Origin of the sequence: Solidesulfovibrio carbinoliphilus subsp. oakridgensis (assembly GCF_000177215.2) — a bacterium.
GTDB classification, from domain to species: domain Bacteria; phylum Desulfobacterota; class Desulfovibrionia; order Desulfovibrionales; family Desulfovibrionaceae; genus Solidesulfovibrio; species Solidesulfovibrio carbinoliphilus.
Window position 1 is genome coordinate 1 of sequence record NZ_CM001370.1, and the last position, 21,111, is coordinate 21,111.

A 21,111-nucleotide genomic window follows, 5' to 3' on the forward strand; every position below is an offset into this window, starting at 1 on the left:
GCTGTCGGCCTTTTGGGGCGTAGTGGACGCGCCACCGGCAACAACCTTCACTTTGAAGTGATGATGAACGGCAGGCCCTCGGACCATCGCCGACACATCCTGACGCGAGCACCCTGTTGCGGAAGGATGTGCGGGGCGGTTGACATTTCAATAAAAGATATGGAGGCGTCATGATTTCTTTAAAAAAGTCTTATAAATTTGCGATTGTTGCGCTCTTGGTCTTAATCATAGCTTTTTTCGATTACGCCACCGCACTACATCTATCTAAAATTGATATTGTATATCGTGAATTGTATTTTATTCCAATACTCATTGGAGCGTATTGGTTCGGAAAAAAGGGAGGAATATTCACGTCTCTCGCTTCATCGGCCGTGTACCTCCCGTGCGCCATGCTGGGAACTCCTTTGGGCAGCGCCACCTATTTTAGCAATATGCTGGAAATAGTTTTCTTCAATGCGGCTGGATATTTTGTCGGTACTTACTACGATCTTCGAAGATCACAGTTCACCTTGGCTTCAAGCGACTATGAGGAAGAGCTACCCAAACCAAGCAAGAACATACTCTTCAGCATTTATAGCGCAGAAAATACAGTTAGAGCAGCTCGCTATTTGGCCGACAACTTTTCGCATCAAAGCACAACAACCATCACAATGGTGGGACTCATAAGAGTTCAATCGCAAGATATTTTTGCTACAAAACAAGAATTCAATGTGGCATTTGAAAAATCAAACACCGAAATGAGCATCCTAGTGGAACGCGTCAAAACTATCTTGCTTCAGGGAGGAGTATCCGAAACGAACATTCGAGAACGAACGATAACTGTCGAAGGAAAGACCATGGCAAAAGAAATCTTGGAAGAGCAGCATCGTGGCCATTACGACATGATCATCGTAGGATGCACAAAGATGCCCAAAGCTCAAGAACTTCTTTTTGGAAACACGAATGTTGCTCTTGTTCGGGAAGCACCATGCCCTGTGCTTATTGTTTGTTGATTTTCAATGAGCCATGAGGAGGCGTCATGAACCTGAAGGCAATCATGATCGTGGGATCAATCGTCGTGGTCACGGCCCTGCACTACGGCGTCGCGCCCAGCCATCCCGCCTTGCATCTGCTGCACCGTGAGCTCTACTTCATCCCCATCCTGCTGGCCGGGTTTTGGTTCGGCCTGCGCGTGGCCTTGCTCACCTCCCTGGCCATTACCGTGCTCTATCTGCCGCCAATTTTATCCGGGAAGATGCTCCACGACACGCCCGCCACCGTGATTGCCCAACTTATCATGTTCAATGTGGTGGCCCTGCTCATGGGGCTGTTGGAGGATCGCCGGGCTAGGGAGCAGGAGCGGCTGCTTGGAGCCGAAAAAATGGCCCTCCTCGGCCGGGCCGCCGCTGCCATCGGCCTGGAAGTCAAGGATGTCGTCGTGGCATTGCGTCGCTTGGTGCGTGAGGGGGGCGGGTTCCGCAATCCCGGCGTGGAACCCGACGTCCAGTGCGAAATCGACCGCCTAGATCATCTCCTGTACGCTCTGGTGCGCGTTATCCCATCCCATCAAGTTCCTGCCATATCACTCGACATCAACGACCTGGTGACCGCCAGTGCCGCCCGCCTTGAGAGTGTGGCTCACAAGGTCGGGGTCAAGTTGATGGTGGAAAACGATCCGGCGGGTTGCCGCACCAGAGCCGTATCCGAAGAGTTCGGCGGCATCATCGACGCTTTGGTGAAAAATGCCGTGGAGGCCTCGCCAGCCGGGGGCATCGTCACCATCGCAACCGGGCGTCAGGGCCAATTTTGCCTGATCACGGTACGCGACAAAGGGCAGGGTATCCCGCCGGAACACATAGATAAAATTTTCATGCCTTTTTTTAGCACAAAGCCACGCGGCCATGGTTTGACCTTGGCTTCGACCAAAAAGTTCCTCAAGGATATCGGTGGAGACATAACCGTGGAGAGCGAGCCTGGCAAGGGCGCGGCCTTCCACTTGCATATACCCAGGGAGCGCGCAGGCGACGAACCCCTCATGGGGTTTGGGGCCTAGGCCGTCGAAAACCTCCCCTCCGGTTTGGAATAACCAGGCGGACAGGATCGTTCAGGAGACAGGCATGGCTGATGACGAAAAAAAGCCTCTGTTTGAGGAAGGGACCGTCATTAACGACAAGTGGACGATCTTGGATCATATTGCCACTGGCGGCAAGGGCGAGGTCTACCTAGCTAAGCAGCGGGACCTGGAGCGGCGGGTGGCCTTGAAAATCATGTCCCGGGCGTTTCTGGAAAGCTTGGCGGACGACGAGGCGGAGGTGGCGGTTGAGCTGGAACGGTTTCGACGGGAAGTACAGGTCATGGCCCGACTGCGCCACCCCAATATCCTCCAGGTGTTCGACTACGATCAAGTGGATATCGACGGTTCTCCTCTGAATTATCTCGTCATGGAATACGTGCCAGGCCCGACCCTGACCCAGACCATGCCCGAAGAGGGTTTGGGGAGCGACGAAGCGACTCTCAAGAGCTGGATACGAGAATATTTCCTGCCCGTCTGCAACGGCATGGAGGCTGTACACGCCCAGGGCGTCATCCACCGCGACCTCAAACCCGCCAACGTGCTCATCGACGATGGGACGCCCAAGATCGCCGACTTTGGACTGGCCGGGGGTAACGTGCGCGATTGCGTGACTCAAGACCACCACATCATCGGCACCTTGCCCTACATGGCCGAGGAGCAGTTCCTGGACTTGAACCTAGCCGACATCCGGGCCGACGTCTTCTCCCTGGGGCGGGTTCTGTTCGAAGCCGTGGCTGGGAAAAAGGCCCTGAAAAAAGCCAAGCCGTTCGAAACGGTGGGGTTGGAAAACCCGGTCACCGACTTCCAAAAGCGCCTGGATCGGATCATCCGGCAGGCCACCGCCAAAAAGGTGGCCAAGCGCCTGCCATCAATCCGAAGCCTGCGCCAGACCCTAGAAGATCTTGTGGTCGAAGCCCCGGTCAAAGAGACCCGCCAGGCCGCCCCACACCGCACCGCTTGGTTTGTCTCCGCCGTCGTCCTGGCCGTGCTTTTCGGAGGAGGGCTGCTCTACCATTTCCTGTGGCAAATGCCGTCACGGCAGATTGGACAGGAAGCGGTGAATACGGAAATGACCGCGCCGTCCTCTACGCCACCTGCCGCGCCGCAGTCGCCGTCAACGGCGGAGGCCCCGGCCGGTCATCATCCCGGCGAGGCCGCTCCCCAGCCCCCCCTGGCCCCGGGCGAGACGCCACCTCCACGTTTTTCAGGACGAAACGGCTCGACATTTCTCATGGTTCCGGGCGGCGAGATTTCCCCTGGGGTCGATGGAGCGCCGGATACGGTGCTTGTGCCGTCGTTTTATATGCAGGAAACCCAAATCACCAATCATCAGTTCGTCATGTTCTTGAATCTGGTGCGCGACCGCGTCACAATCAAGGAAGGGGCGGTTTCTGGTGAAGATGGAATATGGCTGCTGTTGGGGGAGATCTCCCCTTGGTATGAGCCTATCACCTATCGGCAGGGCATGTTCGTGATGGACCCGGCCACGGCCATGAACCCCGTGGTCAGGGTCTCCGCCAAGGGAGCACGGGCTTTTGCCGACTTCTACGGTTCCCGCCTGCCCACGGTGGCCGAGTGGCGGCTGGCTCAACGATTGGGGGAAGATGTTGGAAAGACCAATTCGCTCGCACCGTCCCGAGTCCCTTTTGTGCTTGCTCAGGGCATGGAAATGGACGGATGGTGGCAGGAAAGAACCCCGCCCAAACAGAAACAGGTCAAACCAGCTGTTCCGACTAAACCGAAGCAAGTCAAACCGGCCATCCCGGAACGCAAGCTTTTTTCAGTGGCCGACGCACCGGCCAACCGGCTTGGCATCCGGGGGCTTGGGACAAATATCAACGAGTGGACCACCATGGTGATCGGTACAGAGACGCATTACTTTGTCACCGGCGGCCCGCCGACCGACGCATCCTTAATTGAACCGCTCAAGCGTCAGTCCTGGGAAGGCTTTGCTGACGTGGGATTTCGCACGGTCATCCCCATGCCCCAGCCCCAATCCTCATTGTAATCGAAGGCAGCCATGCAAGCATTCGGGGCGAGCGATCAAGGTCGGGTCAGACGCCAAAACCAGGACCGATTCCTGGTCAAGGAATTCCCAGATGGCTCCATGCTTCTGGCCGTGGCCGACGGCCTTGGCGGCCAGGCTGGGGGCGATGTGGCAGCCCAGGCGGTTGTTGACGCCCTGGCCCGTCTGGAACCAGACGGCGGGTCGTCGGAATGCCTCTTGGCCTTGGCCGTGGAGACGGCTGAGCACGTTATCCGTGAGAAAACATTGATTGACCCGCGTTTGGAAGGCATGGGTTCCACTGCCACCGTGGCTTGGGTACAAGACGGCTTTGCCGTTTACGCCCATCTCGGCGATAGCCGCCTCTATCTGTGGCGAAAGGACATCCTCTCTCAGATTACCACCGATCACACTTTTCTTCAGGATTTTTTGGATGACGGCAGTATCACCCCGGAACAAGCCAAAACACATCCTTTCCGGAATATACTGGAAAAGTGCGTTGGTTGCGCCGGGTCTGAGCCTGACACTGGGAGCATTGTCCTGCATGAGGGTGACACTCTCATTTTGTGCACAGACGGATTGTTCAAGGAGTTGCAAGAGGCGGACATCGCCACTGTCATGGCCTCGAACGGAACGACGCAGCAAATGGCGACCACATTACTCAATCAGGCCCTGGCGGCTGGTGGCCGAGACAACACCACCGTTATCGTGATGCAATCGACTCCGACATCCAGCAACAGCTGACGGGTACGCCCCCCTCTAAGGGGTAAACCCAACATTCATGTCACCAGGTATCAAGTAGCTTCGAGCAGGCCCCTGGGCGTGAGAGGTCTGACAAGCAAATCACAAATTTTCAACTTGTTGCATCGCACTGGGCGTTCCTGTACCGGTTCAGGCCAAAGAGGTTTTTTCTCAGGCGGAAGTATGCGATACTGGAACTGGGTGTTACCGCCTTCCATCGAAGTTTCCATAACGTCCGTTCCGGGGCATCACCTTTTCAACCATCCCAACACCTTACCCTGAACGGGCCGCATCGAGGCCGCCAGGAATCGCCCAAACGTGCCAGGGCCGTATACGAATCTGTTTTAGCGTATGCAGCTCGCGCACGCTTCGCTATTTCCGTCAGCACGACCAGACAAGGATCACCTGGAGCTTCAAACGCAGAAAACCCCGTGTGGAGATTCCCGTCGATTTTCCCAGCCATCCAATGTCACGGCCAGAATAGCGTTTTTTCTTCCACTATGGGAGGGCATACCAAGAGCCCTTCCCGGTCCCATAACGCGTTAAATGCCCTTGTTCAACAAGTCGCCGGAAATGCACCTTTAGCGTGTTACGACTAGCCCCCGTCACTTTGGCCATTTCGCCAATCGTAACGCGCCCATGTTGCCGCGCTTGCTCGATGATCTGTGCCGCAAGTTCTGGCAACGTCGCGAGCGTGATTTTTTCTCGCTCCACCTTAGCCGCTAGACGTCGTTTTTGTTGCGCTAGGGCTTGAAGAAAAAACAAAATCCAAGGTTGCCAGTTCGGCGTATCGGTGCGGATCGTCCCCTGTGTTTGGCGCAATGCAAGATAATAGGCCTCCTTGCTGTTTTCTATGACGCTTTCCAAAGAGCTATAAGGGACATAAGTATAGCCCGCCTGCAACAAGAGAAGGGTTGTCAAAATACGGCTCAAACGACCGTTGCCGTCTTGGAATGGGTGAATTTCTAAAAAAACAACCACAAATACGGCAATCAGCAAAAGCGGATGTAGTCGTCTCGTTTCTCGGGCCTCGATATACCACTCGACAAGCTCAGCCATTAGCCTTGGCGTATCGAATGGCGAAGCTGTCTCAAAGATGATGCCGATTTGCTGGCCTGTCTCGTCAAACGCGACGACACTGTTCGGGAGTGTTTTATATCCCCCACGGTGGCGGTCGTCCTTTTCGCTGTGGCGCAGAAGGTCGCGGTGAAGCTGCTTGATATGGTTCTCAGTGAGCGGAATGTGGGGCCATACCTCAAAGATCGTTCCCATTGTTTCCGCATAACCGGCCACTTCCTGTTCGTCACGCGTGATAAAAGAGTTGATTTTAAGGTCGGAAAGAAGGCGTTCAACCTCACGGTCAGACAGCTTGGCCCCTTCAATCCGGGTTGATGACCCGATGCTTTCAATCGTGGCGACATGACGCAGGGCGTTCAGGCGTTCGGGAGCCAACGCGCCAAGGGCACGCCAAGCGCCCTTAAACTCGTCACATTCTGCGATTATCGCCAAAAACTCCGGCGTGATGCGGATGCTGTCTGTTTTGATCATGTGAGTCCCTTACACCCATATTTACACCCACATTCACCCATAAGTCCAGTTTGAAGCGTGTCCCTCTGTTTCGCCAATGTTGACCCTCTCCCGGTGTCCCCTCACCGGAAGGGCGTGGTGGAGTGCGAAGTTTTTGTGGCGAGAGAGGAGAAGGGGAATGGACAGAGATGCCCCTTGATTAAATCCGCCAGCCTCCTCTATTCGCACCAGAAAATGCTTGATTTACCGAGCTAAAAATTTGTATACACCCCTCAATAGGGGGCAAAAATGAGTGTGATCATCGCTTGCTCAAATAACAAGGGAGGGTCAGGGAAAACGTGCTGTTCCGTTACTCTAGCCCATGCACTCGCCAATCGGGGGAAAAGGGTACTCGTCTGCGACCTTGATACTCAATGCAACGCCACGTCTCTCCTGCTTCGGATAGGGGATACTCCACGAAATAGCCTCTACGAACTACTTTCGGGCACAGCCGAAACAGCCGACTGCATCTATCCATCGAAGTATGAAATGGTCGATGTCCTCCCCAATGTGGAGGAGGTCGCGGCTATGGAGTTCGACTTGATTAAGGAAGCTGACCTAAAGCTTCCATTACTACGCGATAGATTGCGTCCGCACGCCGACGCAAAGTACGACTTTGTCTTTCTGGACTGCCCACCCAACTTGGGGTTCTGGACCATGTCTGCCCTCATATCGGCCAATTTAGTCATCTCACCTACGGTTTCTGGGTCAGGTTTCTCACTGGATGGACTTCTGCGAACCATTAAATTGATCAAAGAGATTCAGCAGGACACAAACCCAGGCCTACGATTCTTCCGACTCCTCATCAACAATGTGGACCGCAGAACAACCATGGGGAAGGTCACTATGGCGCAACTGGCTGACAAGCTAGGATCAGAAATGATCTTCTCCACTACCATCCCAGCAAGCGCTCAATTCCAACAGGCCGAACACCTACGGGAGACGGTCTTGCGCCAGAACACTAAGGGACCTGGGGCAAAGGCGTATCGTGCTTTGGCCCAAGAGGTCTTGGATTTGGTCGGAGGCTGATATGACCGAACGCAAGGGAATTTCCAGCATCCTATCCAAAGTTAAGCCAGCGGCAGAAAGCACGCCAGAAGGAAGGACTCACCCTACCGCCTTCGATAAGTTTATGGCGACTAGTCCGCTTGATGCCGAACCCAACTTGGCCGATATCGCTAGGCAGATTTCAACACATTCACGGCGAGATAGTCAGATTGGGTCAGACCAAATCAGACCAGATCAGACCGAGCACCCGAATCGAGCACCCGAATCGAGCACCCATGACGGACACCCGAACCGAACACCTGAACCGGGTGTTCGACCCGAACCGAGCACCCGAACCGAGCACCCAACGCGGGCACTCGGTTCGAGCATCCGCATTGGACACCCGATTCGAACACCCGAACCGAGCACTCAACCCGAACACCCGCAGCCAAACCTGATCAAGCTGTGTCCTCCGGTAGAGGCTGCCACGCTAGCCCAAAAAACATTGCTTCGCTATTTTCAGGTGAACGGGCCACATGTCACAAATTATGATTTAATTGCAGCGGAAACAGACGTTCCCAGGGGAACGGTGCGCCGCGTGGTGAAAAAATTTGTCACGCTTGGAATGCTCGAAAAACGACCATGGAGAGAGGGTAATAAGCAGGGGGTTTTCTTCGCCCTACTCCACAACCGGGCACCCGAACTGAACACCCGAACCGAACACCCGTTTCGGGCACCCGAACCGGGCACCCGAAACGAACACGCACCACACTCTCTTAAGATAGATAGATTAAATACTCTATCTATCTCTCAAGAGACGCTAGCCATGACCTGGCCCCATCTGGTCCGGGCCGGCTTTGGCGCGGACCAGATGGAGCAGATCGTGGATAACCTGGACCAGCTCGGCAAACCCACCGACCGCATCGTCGCCGGCCTGGACCATGCCGAATGGGAATTAGAAAACGGCAAAATGCTGGACAAGGCTGGCCAGCCCGTGGCCGATCCATGCTCATGGGTGTTCACTGCCCTGGCCCGAACCGGCTACTACCGCCGGCCCAAAGGCTACGTCAGCCCCGAGGAGCAGGCCGCCAAGGACGCCGAGGCCGAAGCCAAGGCGGTTGTCGCCGCCCGGCAGGCCGCCGAGCAAGCCCAATTCGAGGCCTGGCGGGATGGGCTCTCGCCCGACGAGCTTGCCGACGCCCTGCGTGGCCACCCAGGCGGCCCGAAGGATGCATGGCTGAAGAAAATGTGGCGTGACCGCAGGAACTAATTCCGGCTCATCCTCTCCCGAAATCCCCGCCCTGATAATTGCGCCTTCGCCCTCTTCCACCGCCGATCCCCTCTCGGATGGTGTCCTGGGACATCTCCAATCCGCACCAGAAAGCCGCCTACAGGGCCTCTGTTGCATTTTTTTGGCTTTCTCCAGGTCTTGGGCCATCCAAGTGTGTGGCGGCCCCGGAAACGGCCTTCTCGGGCGTTCTGGCGGGAACCCTGGTTGTGGAGGCGAAAAACACCGTTTCTTCACCCGCTCCCGTTCTAGGGCATTCTCCAGCCGTGGACCTTGCTGGTTTCGGAATTGGGGAAGGGGTAGCAAACGCCGTTTTTGACCTGCCAGCCATCGCCCTGGCAGCGCATGAGCCGTTGCAACTCACCCTGAGTGGCGAACTGGTACACGGCCTTGCCCTCCTTGCTTGCGGCCCATTTGGCCAGTTCCGGCAGCTGCGCGATTTCTTTCGTGACGCCATCCTGGGCATAGCGCCAGCCGGCATACCCGCCGGCGGCGAAGAAGAGGAGGGCGGCGAGCATGGCCAGACCAACCCACATCTTTGCCCGGTCCCTGGTTATCCTGGGGGCCTCGGTCAACTGCTGGGTGATTCGCTGGCCGGCGGCCTCGGCTTTTCTCGACGCCTCTTCCAAGGCCCTGATAGACAGGCCCACGGTCTGAAGCTCGGATTTCATTTGCGCGACGTGTTTGCCCATGGCGGCCACGTCGTCCTGGTGGACGGCCACCACGTCGCGGATGTTCTCGAAGATTTCTTCAACGTCCTTGTTCACGTCTACGCCCCCGCCGGCCACCACTTGATGAATTTTTCCTTGTCGGCCGGATGGCACCACCATTTTTTGTGCTCACCGTCCCATCTCGCGCCCAGAGCCTTGGCAGCGTCTTTTTCCTCAATAGGTACGTTGAGATAAAACCTCACAGCCGCAGGCGTGGCCAGATGGTTCTTGACACCAGCAGATCCATGACCGGAATTTTCTGATTCTTCTTCCTGGGACTTCGTCTTCATTTCCGCCTTAGCCTTGGCATCATGCTCAAACTTTTTTCGGCCAATATCTTCGAAAGAGTCACGCTCCGCTTCGAGCTTTTCAAACCCGGCGACTAGGATGCCGAGAATCACGTTATCCGGCTGATCCTGCAAGCCGGCTTTCCAGACGAGTCCACCAAGTTTCATTTTGACGTTGGCCTCTTTTTTCCTGGCCTCTTTTCTTATTTTGGCGGCTTCCTCTGCCAGCTTGGCGCGCTTCTGCTCAATTTTTTTAAGCCGTTCCTCGGCCGTCAGCTTCGTTTTTTCAGCCATTTCGAGAGCCTCCTCAAAAATATAGGAAATGAATCATAGACCTTAGGGATAATGTCAAGGCAGCGATGGAAAAAACTTCCAAACGGCCAACGGATGCCTTAAAGCTGGAGCCGAAGAATGAGGCTACACGCAATATATGTTTTGGCAGAGCCAAAACATTGCGCCCCACTTCCGTGGGGATAAAGTCAAAAAACAAAAGGCGTTAAATAGGAATATGGCTTGCTGCTTCGCGGGCTGCTCTATCGTCGGGATGTCAACGGGCACATCCGGCGTCGCCGTGGCCGCCTATATCGACCGCGATAGGTACACTCGCGACCTGACCGGCGAAACTTTCGACTTCCGAAACCACAAAACGGACGAGCCAGTGCTGGCTCGCGGATTTGAGCTTCCCCCTGGTTCTCCAGGGTGGGACAAACAGCGCCTTTGGGATGAGGTGGATAAGGCGGAAATAGCCACCAAGCACCTTGCCAGGACCGGTGAAGTCCGCCTTCGAGCGGGTGCCCAGCTGGCCAAGCATTACGTCTTCGCCTTGCCGAAAGACGTGCAGATCACCGACGCCCAACGCATCGAAATGGCGCGGCAGCATATCCAGGAACAATTCACGGATAACGGCCTGGCCTGCCAGTGGGCGATCCACATGCAGGCGGGCAATCCGCATCTTCATGTCCTGGTGACAACCCGCCGTCTTGGGCGCGAAGGGCTCGACAAGCACAAGGCCACGGACCTGAACCCAGACTTTGCCCGGAAAAATGGCAAAGGGTTCGTCTCGACCCAGGACCGAATCAGCGAAAAATGGGAGGCGTTTCAAAATCGCTATTTCGAGGAACGGGAGTTTGAGTTGCGCGTTGATCCTCGCGGGGTCGTGTTCCAGCTCCACGAGGGCAAGGCCCGACACATCGAGGCGTCATGGAAGACGGCCGAGAACGAGGCCCGTCTTGAAGACGCCCGGCAGACCGCGCTGGTGGAGCCGAAAACGATCCTTGAAAAGCTGACCGCCCGGCAATGCCTGTTCACGGAGCGTGAGCTCAATGCGGTGCTCAAAAAGGCCGGCGTGGAGGACATGATCGAACGCGAGGCCGCGAAGCAGCGGGTGTTGTCCTGCCCGGAGTGCGTGAAGCTCTACGACGGGCAGGGTCAGGAAACGGGGCTCTACACGTCCACGCTCGTGCGGGCCGAGGAACGGGCGATCCTGGAGCTGACGGACCGGAAGATGCGGGAGGGCGGCGGCCATGTTTCGGAACGAGCGCGGCAGCAGGCGCTTTCCCGCAAGACCTTGGACCCGGAGCAGCGGGAAGCCTTCGACGTGATGACGGCCGCAAACCGGCTTTGCGTCATTCAGGGCCGGGCGGGGGCCGGCAAGAGCTACACCATGGGCGCGGCCCGGGACGCTTTCGAGGTCGACGGCTGGCGGGTGGTGGGCTTGGCCCCGACCAACACGGTCAGCCGGGACATGCACACGGACGGTTTTCAGGAGGCGTCCACGGTCCATGCGGAGCTTTTGCGCCAGGAAAAGGCGCGCACCAACCCGCGCAGCCGGGTCAAGGCCTGGGACCGCAAGACGGTTGTTTTCGTCGATGAAGCGGCCATGCTGGATAACAGGACCATGCATCGCCTGCTGCAGCAGGCGGACGTTTCCGGGGCGAAGGTCGTCATGATTGGCGACGACGCGCAGCTGGCCAGCATCCAGCGTGGGGGGATGTACACCGAAATTCGGCAGAAAACGGATAGTGCCTTGATTTCGTTGGTCAGGCGGCAGAAGCAAGATTGGATGCGGCAGGCCAGCATGGATCTTGCCGATGGGAAGATCAAGGAGGCCATGACGGCTTACCAGGAACACGATTGCATCAAGGCAGCAAAGGAGCCGATAGAGGTATTATTGCAGGATTGGAAACGGGACGTCGCGCGAAATCCCGACGTTAACCGATTCATTTATGCTGGAATAAATACGGAAGTGAACCGTATAAACGACGCCTGCAGCAAGACCATGCGGGAGCTGGGGAAGGTGCGTGGTGGCATCACCTATGCTTGTGAGAAAGGGGAAAAGAAGTTTCAGCAGACGATAGGAGTTGGAGACAGGATTCAATTTAACGCCACGGCGAAGAATATTGATAAGAATTTGATCAATGGAAATTTTGGCACTGTTCAGAAACAAAGTCAGAAGCAGATTGAGGTCAGGCTTGATAGTGGGGCGATGGTTTCTTTTAACCCTGGGGAGTACAAAGGGTTTGCCCTTGGGTATGCCGGGACGGTCTACAAAGGGCAGGGAAAGACGCAGACAGATGTTTACGCCTTGCACGGGGTGACCTGGAACAACCGGACAACCTACGTCGGCGCTACCCGGCACAAGGGCAATTTCACGCTCTACGTGGACAGTGAGAAGGTCAAGGGCTTCGAGCAGCTGGCCCGGAGCATGAGCCGGAGCCAGGACCGCGCCTCGACGCTTGGCTATCTGGACGAGCGTCAAGCTAACCAGGTCAAAGAGCGGGGGAGGGACCGGGATGGTCCGGCTTTGACGTTGCCAGGGCGGTCGCGGGTAGAGGAGCCTTCCCTGGATGCTCCCAAGCTGGAGATTGATCCGGAGCGCCTCCGGGCGGCCCGAGAGGCCAGGGACAGGCAGGAACGCTTTGCCAATCCGGAGAAGGCCCGGGAACACATCCAGGCCAAGGCCAGGGAGTTGCGGGAAACGATCACGGCCAGAGACAAGCACAAGGCCGCCATGGTGAAGATGCGGCCCGAAAGCCTGGATTACCGAGCGGCTGTGAAAAAGCTGGTCAGGCTGGAAGGGAAGGAGCAGGAAGCGGACCTGGTTTTGAGGAAGTCTTGCAAGGAGCTGGCGGGGACGCTTGGCAAGCAGGCTGTCAAGGCGGAAATAGCCAAGGTTTTCGGTCTCGAAAAAGCCGGCGTCTTCATGCAGCAGTGCGGCCTTGAGAAGGCTGTCAAGCACCAGATCAAAGGCATGGACTACAGCCGCTAGGCTTATCGAAAAGGCGAACTTGGGTTACAGTTTACGCCGTGTTCATTTGGAGTATTCTGCTATTACGATAGCACTGGCCCCGTTGCTGCATCGCCACCTACGGGAAACCTGCCGACTATCTTTGAAGCTTTGCCAGTAATGTTTTTCGTGTGATACCAAGCTGCTTGGCTGCCTCGGTCTTATTGCCACCCGTCACCTCCAACGCCGCCAATATGGCCTCCCGCTCCACCGCCTCCAGCGGTAAAATTTCCGCTGGACCTCGCTCAATCAATTGGTTCGCATTCTGCTCCTCGTGGGCCTTTTCCTGGTTTACGCTTAAAGGCAGTTCTTTCTCTGTGACGAAATCTCCCGGCATGAGTACGACCGCCCGCTCCACGGCGTTTTCCAGCTCGCGGACGTTGCCCGGCCAGTCGTACTTAAGGAGCATGTCCATGGCCTGGGGCGTGAATCCCTTGGCGACCTTCCTGTTCGCCTCCGCGAACTTGTGAAGGAAGTGCATGGCCAAAAGCGGTACGTCCTCCCCGCGATCTCGAAGCGGTGGGACAGTGAGGGTCATGACATTGAGGCGATAATAGAGGTCTTGCCTGAACCTTCCCGCTTCAACTTCCGCTTTCAGATCGCGGTTTGTCGCCGCCACGATGCGGACGTCCACCCGCAGGGCGTTGTCGCTCCCCACCCTTTGGATTTCCCGCTCCTGGATCACCCGGAGGAGTTTTGCCTGCATGGCGGAAGATATTTCTCCGATTTCGTCGAGAAAGATCGTCCCCTTGTTGGCCTGCATAAAACGGCCTTCGCGCCGCTTGTCGGCTCCCGTGAAGGCTCCCTTCTCGTGGCCGAACAGCTCCGATTCGAGAAGCGTTTCGCTTAAGGCCGCGCAATTCACGGTGACGAGCGGGCCGTTTTTGCGGGGACTGTTGAAATGGATGGCCTTGGCGATCAGTTCCTTGCCCGTGCCGGACTGTCCGGTGATGAGCACCGTCGCCTCGGAGGGCGCGACCATGGCCACCGTCTCCATGAGCCGGCGCATGGCTTCACTGCGGCCGACAATATTTTTGGGATCAAAAGAGGAAACAAGGCGTTGCCGAAGCTCCTGGTTCTCGGCCTTGAGAGATACGTGCTCTAAGGCCCGCTCCATGGTTAATCGCAGCACATCGAAGTCCAGCGGCTTGGTCAGGTAGTCGTACGCTCCCGCCTTGATCGCTTCCACCGCCGATTCCACATTCGAATAGGCGGTCATGATGAGGATGGGGATGGAGGGATTATACGCCTTGATTTCCTTCAGCGCCTCGATGCCGCCCATGTCCGCCATGCGCACGTCCATGAGGATGAGATCGAAGGGCTTTTCCCTGGCCAGCGTAACGGCCTTTGTCCCGTCGTCGGCCCCTGCCGCCTTGTACCCCCAGCCGTTGATAAGAGCCAAAAGAATGGTGCGGTGCCCCTGGTCGTCGTCAACGATCAGAACGGTCGCTTTATGCTTTGCGGTCATGAAGCAACTCCTTCCGGCCGCCCCACAGGCAGGAGGATGTTGAAGGTGGTGCCCCGGTCGGGGGTGCTCTTAACCTTGACCTCTCCCCGGTGGGCCTCGATGATCTTTTGCACAATGGCCAAGCCAAGGCCGGTCCCGGAGGATTTTGTGGTGAAGTAGGGGTTAAAGATGCTCGACAGGCTCTCGGGCGCAATCCCCTTGCCCGAATCTTCCACCTCGATCCGCACGCCCCCTCGGCCGTCGGCGGCTGCCCTGACGGCAAGCGTCCCGCCGTTTTCCATGGCCTGGATGGCGTTGAGGTAGAGGTTGAGTAAGGCCTGGGTGAGGCGGTCGGGGTCGATGGCGATGACGGGCAGGCCTGCATTCCGGTCGAAGGTGACTGTGATTTTTTTTCCTTCGGCGTCCTGGCGGACCAGCCGGAGGGAATGCTCGATGAGACTGCCCACGTCCGTCGAACGCGTCTTCAGGTCCGATGGCCGGGCAAAGTCCAGGAGTTCCGTGATGACCCGGTTGAGCCTGTCCACCTCCTGGGCCATGACGGCGGCTAGCTCCCGGCCCTGGCTACCCTCGGCGCACTGCCCCTCGAAGTATTTGGCGAAACCCTTGATTGAGGAGAGGGGGTTTCTGATCTCATGGGCGACGCCGGCGGCCAGGCTGCCCAGGGCGGCGAGTTTTTCCTTGCGGCGCACTTCTTCCTGGAGCCTTCTTACCTCGCCCAGGTCCCGGAAAATGAAGAGATTGCCCAGGTGGGTTCCCTCCTCATTGAGAATCTTCGACGCGCTGAGGCTCAAGGGAAGATTTTTTTCTCCGTCAAAGGAGCACTCCGTTTCGTGCTCCATGACGGGTTCCCCTTTGTCGACAACATCCCTGAGGCTGCACCAGGCCCCGGGCAAAACCTCCTCAGGGATCTTGCCCATGATGTCGGCCGCCTTGAGCCCAGAAATCCTCTCGGCTGCGCTGTTGACCACGGCCAGCTTGCCGTCGCTGTCCGTGGTGATGAGCCCCACGGGAAGGTTGTTTATGATCTCCGAAGCAAAGGCCCTCGTGTCCTGGAGTTGCCGTCTGGAAAATCGGTAGCTTTGCGCCCAAAACAGGGTCATGACGCCGCCCACGCCAAGCAGAAGCAGGATGGCCGACAATATGACCGTATTGTGCATGTCCTCGGCTAAGGCCGCGTCAAAGGGGGCGACATCAAACGCGATGAAGATGGCTTGCCTTCCGGTCCCCTGCGAGGAACCCGGTCTGCTCCAGGGGCACGCGTATTGCCAAACCTCTTCTTCACAATACTCCGCAGCATCACGGCGGGCCAGGGGCGCGAAGTCGCGGTAGACCTCAAAGGCCTTCCGCCCATCCGCCAGGCTTGTGACCCGCCATTTTTCCTTCGCCCCGATGGCGAGCGCCTTCATTTCCTCGGGGCCGTGGAGCCTTGAGCCGATCTTGCCTTTGTCGCTATCGGCCAGGATCAGGCCATCCTCACCCGTCACGGCTAGATAGAAGATTCCGGGCTGGTTCGCCATCTCCTCAAGGAGCACCTGAAACTGGTCGCCCCTCCAGTGCATCCCCATGCCCGTTCGCGCTCCCGACTCGAAGGCCTTAATAAGGGCCGCTCCCTTTTCAAGAAGCGTCTGAGCAGTGAGGCTTTTCTCCCGGTGGGTGTTCCTCATGGTCATGACGACGACGATTCCAACCAAAATGAAAACCGAACCGAGGTAGAGCCAGGGCGGAACGTTCGCCACGACCTTGCGCCACACCTTTGGTCTTTTTTGCATAATCACCTCTCTTCCGAACAAACCGGCCAATAAGCCGCCGGCTGGAAACACATTAAGCCTGCCGCGTAAAAAGTAAACGGATAGAGAAAAAAATGCGAGTAGGCTTTACTCGCATCCGCATCGCGCCGGCCAGCACTTCTGAACCTTCGTAAAACATAATCATTTAATTTAAGTATGTTAGCTAAATAATAAAGCTTTGGCACATCCCTTGCTTTAAGGGGATCAACCAAGGCGGTTTAAAAGATGGCAACATCCCACGCCAAACTAGGAGGTTGTCCATGATGTGGGACTGTGGATTCCCTCTCTCCTCTCCCTGGATGGGGGGCACAACCTTCTGGGGGCTGGGAACGATTCTGCTGCTGACCGCGCTCTTGGGACTTTTCCTCTTCGTCTCAAGGAGAGCTGACAAAACCAGTCGCGCCGACAGGGACGATTCCTTGGGAATCATCAAGGAGCGGCTGGCAAGAGGAGAGATCAACCCGGAAGAGTATCGGGAAATGAAGAAGGTCTTGGAACAGGCGTAACGAACGGGCTTAGGCCCACAAAACAAACTGGGGAGTCTTTCATGTTCAAGCACATCACACGCCGTATGTCTGTCGGTTTGGCCGCCGCCCTCGTGGTCGGCTCTCTGGCTCTTGTCGATGCCGGAACCGCCCGGGCCCAGGCCACCGGCCCCAACCAGGCCGCGACCCAAACGGCCGCTCCGGGAATGTATGGCCAGCCAGGTTCTTACGGCAACGGATACGGTTCCCCCTGTCCCTGGTTTGCCGGACCCGGCTATGCCCAGGCCGGACAGCCGGGTTACCGGCAGGCGGCCAACCGCTACGCCAACGCCCCCAGGAGCTATTACGGGAACTATCGGTACTCCGGGCGTTCTTACGGCTACCCTTGCTGGTAACAACTCTGGCGTCGACGAGGCTGGCCTGACATTCCGACCTGTTTCGCCAACATCAACAACAATGAAATATGGGGAGTAAAATCATGAGTGTTCTGAAGAAGACCACGATCCTGGCGGCCTCGGCCGTGCTTGGCCTCACTCTGCTGGCCGGGATCAGCGCTCAGGCCCAGACCACCAACCAGGGCACGCCCTCGGGGCAAACGGTACAGGCGACGCAGCCGAGCACGTACACCTCCGGGGGGGCTTGGGGCAACATGATGGGCTGGGTGCCACCGACGACCACCACCGCGCCGACCACTGGTTACGGTTATGGCGGCTACGACGGCTGGGGATGGGGCTGCGGCTGGTGGTAGGAGCCCGAAACCTTTCAGCGAGGAGGCGCTATGGTCAAAGTAATATTGGCTCTTACGGTCTTGCTGCTCGTGACCGCGTGCGCTCCATACTATGGACCCCGAGGATATTCCGGGGGGTACTGCGGGGGGGGATATTGGGGTTCGCCTGCGACGAACATGAACATGACCCCCTACACCAACCCTTCCATGGGAAGCTGGTAGTAACTGGGGTCTGTTCACGAAACGGAAAAAATCGTACGCTAACGGCCAAAGTGTCAGGTTGGAGCCTATGAGCCTGGACAAAACGTGTCAGGAAAAGCCGAAACAGGCCCAAACCTGACGTGATTTGTTCCTCTGACCTGACGCTCGGTTGAGGTATACTTCAAATTGACGTTAAATCATTTTGTTCCGATCGTTTATGTGCAAGGGGAGAACAATGGAAAAGCTCGTATGCTATTGCTTCGCTTATACAGCTTCAGACATTGCGGGGGATGTCGTAGCGAACGGTAAGTCTACCATCATGGAAAGAATCGTATCTGAAAAAAGGGTTGGTGGATGTCAGTGCGCGACCAAGAATCCCAGTGGTCGTTGATGCCTTGCCGATGTCCGCCAGGTGGTGGACGACACCATGAGACACAACGGGATTACATCAAGCTTTTCTTGATAGCGTGGGTGCGAAACCGGGCATCGTAGCCGCTTGCCAGTCCTTGGCGTACGATTTTCTCCCTTTCGTGAGCGGACCCCTAACTGATCGACTTGCGTCGAATAACAAGGAGCATACCATGAATACGCGTAAAAAGACTCTCGGCCTTGCTCTCGCTCTGGCGATGGTCTCGCTGCTTGGCCTGTCCGGCTTGGCCAACGCCCAGATGATGGGTCCTGGCATGATGGGGGGCCACGGCATGGGCATGATGGGAGGCCCCATGTCTGGGCTGACCCCGGAGAAACAGGCCGTCGCGCAGAAGCTTTACAATGAGCACTATACTGCCACGGCCCAGCTCAGGCAGCAGCTCTTCACCAAACAGTCCGAGCTCAACGCCCAGCTCTATGGCGGGGCCACTGACGATAAGAAGGTTCAGGCGTTGACGAAGGAGATCAACGACCTGCTCGCCAAGATGTACGATGCCCAGGTGGCTCTCCAAAACCAGCTGACCAAGGAAGGCATCCCGGCCATGGGCGGCATGGGCATGATGGGGCCTGGCATGATGGGCGGCATGGGTATGTGCTGGTAACCGCAACGAAGAGGAATAAAGGGGGCGGCATAACGTCGCCCCCATTCTCATGGCTCGATCACGGCATCCAATTATTCCTTGGGAGGACTCTTGCATGGCGATTTTCGAGAACTGGAAAATAGGAACACGGCTCGCATTGGGCTTTGGCCTCGTGGCCGCCATGTTTCTGGTGAACATCGCCATGGGACTGACCCTTTTGAAGGCAGTGGACAACAACGCCATGCGGGTCGTCAATCAGCACCTTCCGAATGCCTTACGTGCGGACCAAATGGGCGACGCGATCCTGCGCATCCAGCAGGTGTTCACCTCCATAGCGAACCAGCACAAGCCAGACTCGGGGGCGGAAGCCGAAATTGACCGCCTGGCAAAGGAATTTTCAGGGAATGCAGCGCACTTCCTGAGTCTCTTCCGCAAAGAGGGCAATACTGAGTACCAACAGGTCATGCTGGAAATCGAGGACGGTTTTCGGAAATTCCTCGACGAATCCCGCGGCACTCTCACTGTCTTCCATCAGCAAGGCATGGACAAGGGACATGAGGCCTCGGCCAAGGCCGATGCGATCCGCAAGACCTTGGAGGAAGGCCTCGATACGCTGCGGACCCAACAGACCGGCCTGGCGCAATCAGCCGCCGCTGAGGCGGATGGCCTCGTGGATTTGACGCGCAAGGTCATGCTCGGCAGCGGCGTGTTGGCTTTGGCGGTTTGCCTTCTCGTCGCCTTGTCCATCCGGAAAAGGATTTCGCTTCCTTTAAGGCACATCGCGCGCATCGCTTCGCGGATTGCCGAAGGTGAAACATCCCTGCGGGTGGGCATGGCTGGACTCGACGAAGTCGGTGAACTCGCCAGGGCCTTGGATCATCTGCTGGAGCGTATAGGCGAATCCTTGGCCTTGAACCGCGCGGTGCTCAACGCCGTTCCCGACCCGATCTTCATGACCGACGGGGAAGACGTGATCCTGGTGGCCAACGATGCGGCCACCAGGTTGGCCGGCGTTTCAGGAGAGCGCCTTGTGGGCCGCGCCTGCACCCAGGCCATCAAGCCTGGCGTCTGCGGGACGCTGTTGCGGCCTGCCCGACAGTCAGGACAAGATATTGGGGTCATCGAATGCCATACCGCCTCAGGCCATGCGTTCTTCCAGCCCAGGGCCGTGACCGTCAAGGACGAACAGGGCAAGACGCTGGGCTTCCTTGAAGTCGCCAGGGACGTCTCGGAAATGGTCCTCAAGGAGCGCGAGATCGCCAAGCACCTGGAGTGTCTCGTGCGGGTCAACGGTGAAGTCGATCAGGCCGCAAGCCTTATCGCCGAGGCCACGGACAGCATCGCCAGCCAGATGGAACAGGTGTCCGCTGGCGCGACCGCTCAGAGCGAACGGGTGTCTGAGACCGTCATTTCCATGAACCAAATCGGCTCCAGCGTGGGGGAGGTGGCGGACAACGCCTCCAAGGCCTCACGATTGGCCGAGGACGCCAAGGGAAAGGCCCGTGAAGGGGCATTGGTCGTCTCCAACTCCGTGGAGGCCATCGGCAAGGTCCAGGAACTTTCCGGGTCGCTGAAACAGAGTCTCTCCCTCCTGGGCGACCAGGCCGAGGCCATCGGCAGGATCATGGGAGTCATTTCCGACATCGCCGACCAGACGAACCTGCTGGCCCTCAACGCGGCCATCGAGGCGGCGCGGGCCGGTGAGGCCGGACGCGGCTTCGCCGTGGTGGCGGACGAGGTGCGCAAGCTGGCCGAAAAGACCATGACCGCCACAAAGGAGGTCGGACAGGCGGTGGAACGCATCCAGTCGGGCGTGGGCGAAAGCATCCTCGGCATGGACGAGGCCTCCTCGGCCATCCAGCACGCAACCAGCCTCGCGACCCTTTCCGGCCAGGCCTTGGAGGGGATCGTTCCCCTCGTGGAAGAAACCTCACGCCAGGTGGAACTGATCGCCAGGGCCGCCGAAGAACAGACCTCGGCAAGCGCGGCCATCAACGAGCATATCCGAGATGTGAATGAGGTTTCGCGTGAAACGGCCGTGGGGGTGGAACGTTCGAAGCAAGCCACGGCCGATCTCGCCGCCATGGCGCATAGGCTCAAGGAACTAGCGGGATCGGGCGTATAAACGCTTAGGGCTCGTCTTCATGCCCGAGCTGCCGGATTCGGGAAAAGGCCCGACGGAAGCGCAGATGGATGCCGTCATGGGCGAAGCCGAGAAGCTGCGGCCCCAGGTGAATTTGGTCATCGGCCTGAGTCCCTGGGGATACCAGGGCGAGGTCAATTTCCTGGACAGAGCCGAGGACAAACGGGGCCTAGACGTGTTAATCGGCGGAGGTCACGGCTCCGGCAACCGGGGCAAGATCATGGCCGGGGGCCGGACGCTCTGGATGCGTCCCTTCCCCAAAGGCAAGGGCGTACATCACGTCAATTTTGAATGACGGCATGGTGATGCGAGAGAAGGATTCGGAAATTCGCGTCAAACGGGGGGACCCCGTGTGAGCAAGGATCAT

18 protein-coding genes and 1 pseudogene are annotated in these 21,111 nt (G+C 57.5%); 14 read left to right on the forward strand and 5 right to left on the reverse strand.

Annotated elements, in window-relative coordinates; all coding sequences use genetic code 11:
- Positions 1–170: 170 nt before the first annotated feature.
- From DFW101_RS19285 to DFW101_RS18525, 4 genes are all read left to right on the forward strand, one after another.
- Positions 171–992 carry a universal stress protein gene (locus DFW101_RS19285; RefSeq protein WP_006918406.1) on the forward strand — a complete coding sequence of 274 codons (822 nt, stop codon included), beginning with the start codon at positions 171–173 and terminating at the stop codon, positions 990–992.
- Positions 993–1,018: 26 nt separating this feature from the next.
- Positions 1,019–2,032: an ATP-binding protein gene (locus DFW101_RS18515; protein ID WP_006918407.1), complete on the forward strand. Its 1,014-nt coding sequence runs from the start codon at positions 1,019–1,021 to the stop codon at positions 2,030–2,032.
- A gap of 64 nt (positions 2,033–2,096) precedes the next feature.
- A complete protein-coding gene (locus DFW101_RS18520; protein ID WP_009183050.1) occupies positions 2,097–4,061 on the forward strand; it encodes a bifunctional serine/threonine-protein kinase/formylglycine-generating enzyme family protein in 1,965 nt (654 codons plus the stop codon).
- Positions 4,062–4,073: 12 nt separating this feature from the next.
- A complete protein-coding gene (locus DFW101_RS18525) occupies positions 4,074–4,802 on the forward strand; it encodes a PP2C family protein-serine/threonine phosphatase (protein WP_009183051.1) in 729 nt (242 codons plus the stop codon).
- A gap of 495 nt (positions 4,803–5,297) precedes the next feature.
- Here the strand turns inward: DFW101_RS18525 and DFW101_RS18530 are convergent, their stop codons facing one another.
- On the reverse strand, positions 5,298–6,347 hold the full coding sequence (locus DFW101_RS18530) for a Fic family protein (RefSeq protein WP_006918410.1): 1,050 nt from the start codon (positions 6,345–6,347) through the stop codon (positions 5,298–5,300).
- A 267-nt stretch (positions 6,348–6,614) separates the two neighbouring features.
- Between DFW101_RS18530 and DFW101_RS18535 the strand changes: the two genes are divergently transcribed.
- Positions 6,615–7,394 (forward strand): ParA family protein, encoded by a 780-nt coding sequence (locus tag DFW101_RS18535; RefSeq protein WP_006918411.1) that lies wholly within the window; start codon positions 6,615–6,617, stop codon positions 7,392–7,394.
- Positions 7,395–8,178: 784 nt separating this feature from the next.
- Complete coding sequence (locus DFW101_RS19715; RefSeq protein ID WP_006918412.1) at positions 8,179–8,622, forward strand: hypothetical protein; 444 nt, start codon at positions 8,179–8,181, stop codon at positions 8,620–8,622.
- A gap of 266 nt (positions 8,623–8,888) precedes the next feature.
- Here DFW101_RS19715 and DFW101_RS18545 read toward each other — a convergent pair whose 3' ends face one another.
- Positions 8,889–9,407, reverse strand: a complete 519-nt coding sequence (locus tag DFW101_RS18545) for a hypothetical protein (protein WP_231584066.1) — start codon at positions 9,405–9,407, stop codon at positions 8,889–8,891.
- A 2-nt stretch (positions 9,408–9,409) separates the two neighbouring features.
- On the reverse strand, positions 9,410–9,931 hold the full coding sequence (locus tag DFW101_RS18550) for a DUF5710 domain-containing protein (RefSeq protein WP_006918414.1): 522 nt from the start codon (positions 9,929–9,931) through the stop codon (positions 9,410–9,412).
- A gap of 136 nt (positions 9,932–10,067) precedes the next feature.
- Between DFW101_RS18550 and DFW101_RS18555 the strand changes: the two genes are divergently transcribed.
- Entirely contained in the window at positions 10,068–12,905 is a 2,838-nt protein-coding gene (locus DFW101_RS18555) for an AAA family ATPase (protein WP_009183053.1), read from the forward strand.
- Between the two features lie 115 nt (positions 12,906–13,020).
- Here the strand turns inward: DFW101_RS18555 and DFW101_RS18560 are convergent, their stop codons facing one another.
- Positions 13,021–14,391, reverse strand: a complete 1,371-nt coding sequence (locus tag DFW101_RS18560) for a sigma 54-interacting transcriptional regulator (protein WP_006918417.1) — start codon at positions 14,389–14,391, stop codon at positions 13,021–13,023.
- Positions 14,388–16,190, reverse strand: coding sequence for a PAS domain-containing sensor histidine kinase (locus DFW101_RS18565; protein WP_232286254.1), 1,803 nt, complete (start codon positions 16,188–16,190; stop codon positions 14,388–14,390). Before DFW101_RS18565 ends, DFW101_RS18560 begins: the two co-directional genes overlap by 4 nt.
- A gap of 248 nt (positions 16,191–16,438) precedes the next feature.
- On the opposite strand from DFW101_RS18565, the gene DFW101_RS18570 reads away from it, so the two are divergent.
- The 7 genes and pseudogenes from DFW101_RS18570 to DFW101_RS18590 all read left to right on the forward strand — a co-directional run.
- Complete coding sequence (locus tag DFW101_RS18570; RefSeq protein ID WP_006918422.1) at positions 16,439–16,684, forward strand: SHOCT domain-containing protein; 246 nt, start codon at positions 16,439–16,441, stop codon at positions 16,682–16,684.
- 65 nt (positions 16,685–16,749) lie between these two features.
- Positions 16,750–17,058, forward strand: a complete 309-nt coding sequence (locus DFW101_RS19295; protein ID WP_232286255.1) for a hypothetical protein — start codon at positions 16,750–16,752, stop codon at positions 17,056–17,058.
- 83 nt (positions 17,059–17,141) lie between these two features.
- A complete protein-coding gene (locus tag DFW101_RS18575; RefSeq protein ID WP_009183054.1) occupies positions 17,142–17,411 on the forward strand; it encodes a hypothetical protein in 270 nt (89 codons plus the stop codon).
- A gap of 415 nt (positions 17,412–17,826) precedes the next feature.
- Entirely contained in the window at positions 17,827–18,054 is a 228-nt protein-coding gene (locus DFW101_RS20115) for a bacterioferritin-associated ferredoxin (RefSeq protein WP_009183055.1), read from the forward strand.
- A 118-nt stretch (positions 18,055–18,172) separates the two neighbouring features.
- A complete protein-coding gene (locus DFW101_RS18580; protein ID WP_006917623.1) occupies positions 18,173–18,622 on the forward strand; it encodes a periplasmic heavy metal sensor in 450 nt (149 codons plus the stop codon).
- Between the two features lie 94 nt (positions 18,623–18,716).
- Entirely contained in the window at positions 18,717–20,726 is a 2,010-nt protein-coding gene (locus tag DFW101_RS18585) for a methyl-accepting chemotaxis protein (RefSeq protein WP_009183056.1), read from the forward strand.
- Positions 20,725–21,036, forward strand: a pseudogene (locus tag DFW101_RS18590) (UshA-like (seleno)protein family 2); the annotation flags it as partial. The gene DFW101_RS18585 and the pseudogene DFW101_RS18590, both read left to right, overlap by 2 nt.
- Between the last annotated feature and the right edge of the window lie 75 nt (positions 21,037–21,111).

Excerpts from the sequence above, each read along its gene's own strand:
- DFW101_RS19285 (WP_006918406.1), top strand. The coding sequence starts at position 171 with ATGATTTCTTTAAAAAAGTCTTATAAATTTGCGATTGTTGCGCTCTTG.
- DFW101_RS18515 (WP_006918407.1), top strand. The coding sequence starts at position 1,019 with ATGAACCTGAAGGCAATCATGATCGTGGGATCAATCGTCGTGGTCACG.
- DFW101_RS18520 (WP_009183050.1), top strand. The coding sequence starts at position 2,097 with ATGGCTGATGACGAAAAAAAGCCTCTGTTTGAGGAAGGGACCGTCATT.
- DFW101_RS18525 (WP_009183051.1), top strand. The coding sequence starts at position 4,074 with ATGCAAGCATTCGGGGCGAGCGATCAAGGTCGGGTCAGACGCCAAAAC.
- DFW101_RS18530 (WP_006918410.1), bottom strand. The coding sequence starts at position 6,347 with ATGATCAAAACAGACAGCATCCGCATCACGCCGGAGTTTTTGGCGATA.
- DFW101_RS18535 (WP_006918411.1), top strand. The coding sequence starts at position 6,615 with ATGAGTGTGATCATCGCTTGCTCAAATAACAAGGGAGGGTCAGGGAAA.
- DFW101_RS19715 (WP_006918412.1), top strand. The coding sequence starts at position 8,179 with ATGACCTGGCCCCATCTGGTCCGGGCCGGCTTTGGCGCGGACCAGATG.
- DFW101_RS18550 (WP_006918414.1), bottom strand. The coding sequence starts at position 9,931 with ATGGCTGAAAAAACGAAGCTGACGGCCGAGGAACGGCTTAAAAAAATT.
- DFW101_RS18555 (WP_009183053.1), top strand. The coding sequence starts at position 10,068 with ATGTTTTGGCAGAGCCAAAACATTGCGCCCCACTTCCGTGGGGATAAA.
- DFW101_RS18560 (WP_006918417.1), bottom strand. The coding sequence starts at position 14,391 with ATGACCGCAAAGCATAAAGCGACCGTTCTGATCGTTGACGACGACCAG.
- DFW101_RS18570 (WP_006918422.1), top strand. The coding sequence starts at position 16,439 with ATGATGTGGGACTGTGGATTCCCTCTCTCCTCTCCCTGGATGGGGGGC.
- DFW101_RS19295 (WP_232286255.1), top strand. The coding sequence starts at position 16,750 with ATGTCTGTCGGTTTGGCCGCCGCCCTCGTGGTCGGCTCTCTGGCTCTT.
- DFW101_RS18575 (WP_009183054.1), top strand. The coding sequence starts at position 17,142 with ATGAGTGTTCTGAAGAAGACCACGATCCTGGCGGCCTCGGCCGTGCTT.
- DFW101_RS18580 (WP_006917623.1), top strand. The coding sequence starts at position 18,173 with ATGAATACGCGTAAAAAGACTCTCGGCCTTGCTCTCGCTCTGGCGATG.
- DFW101_RS18585 (WP_009183056.1), top strand. The coding sequence starts at position 18,717 with ATGGCGATTTTCGAGAACTGGAAAATAGGAACACGGCTCGCATTGGGC.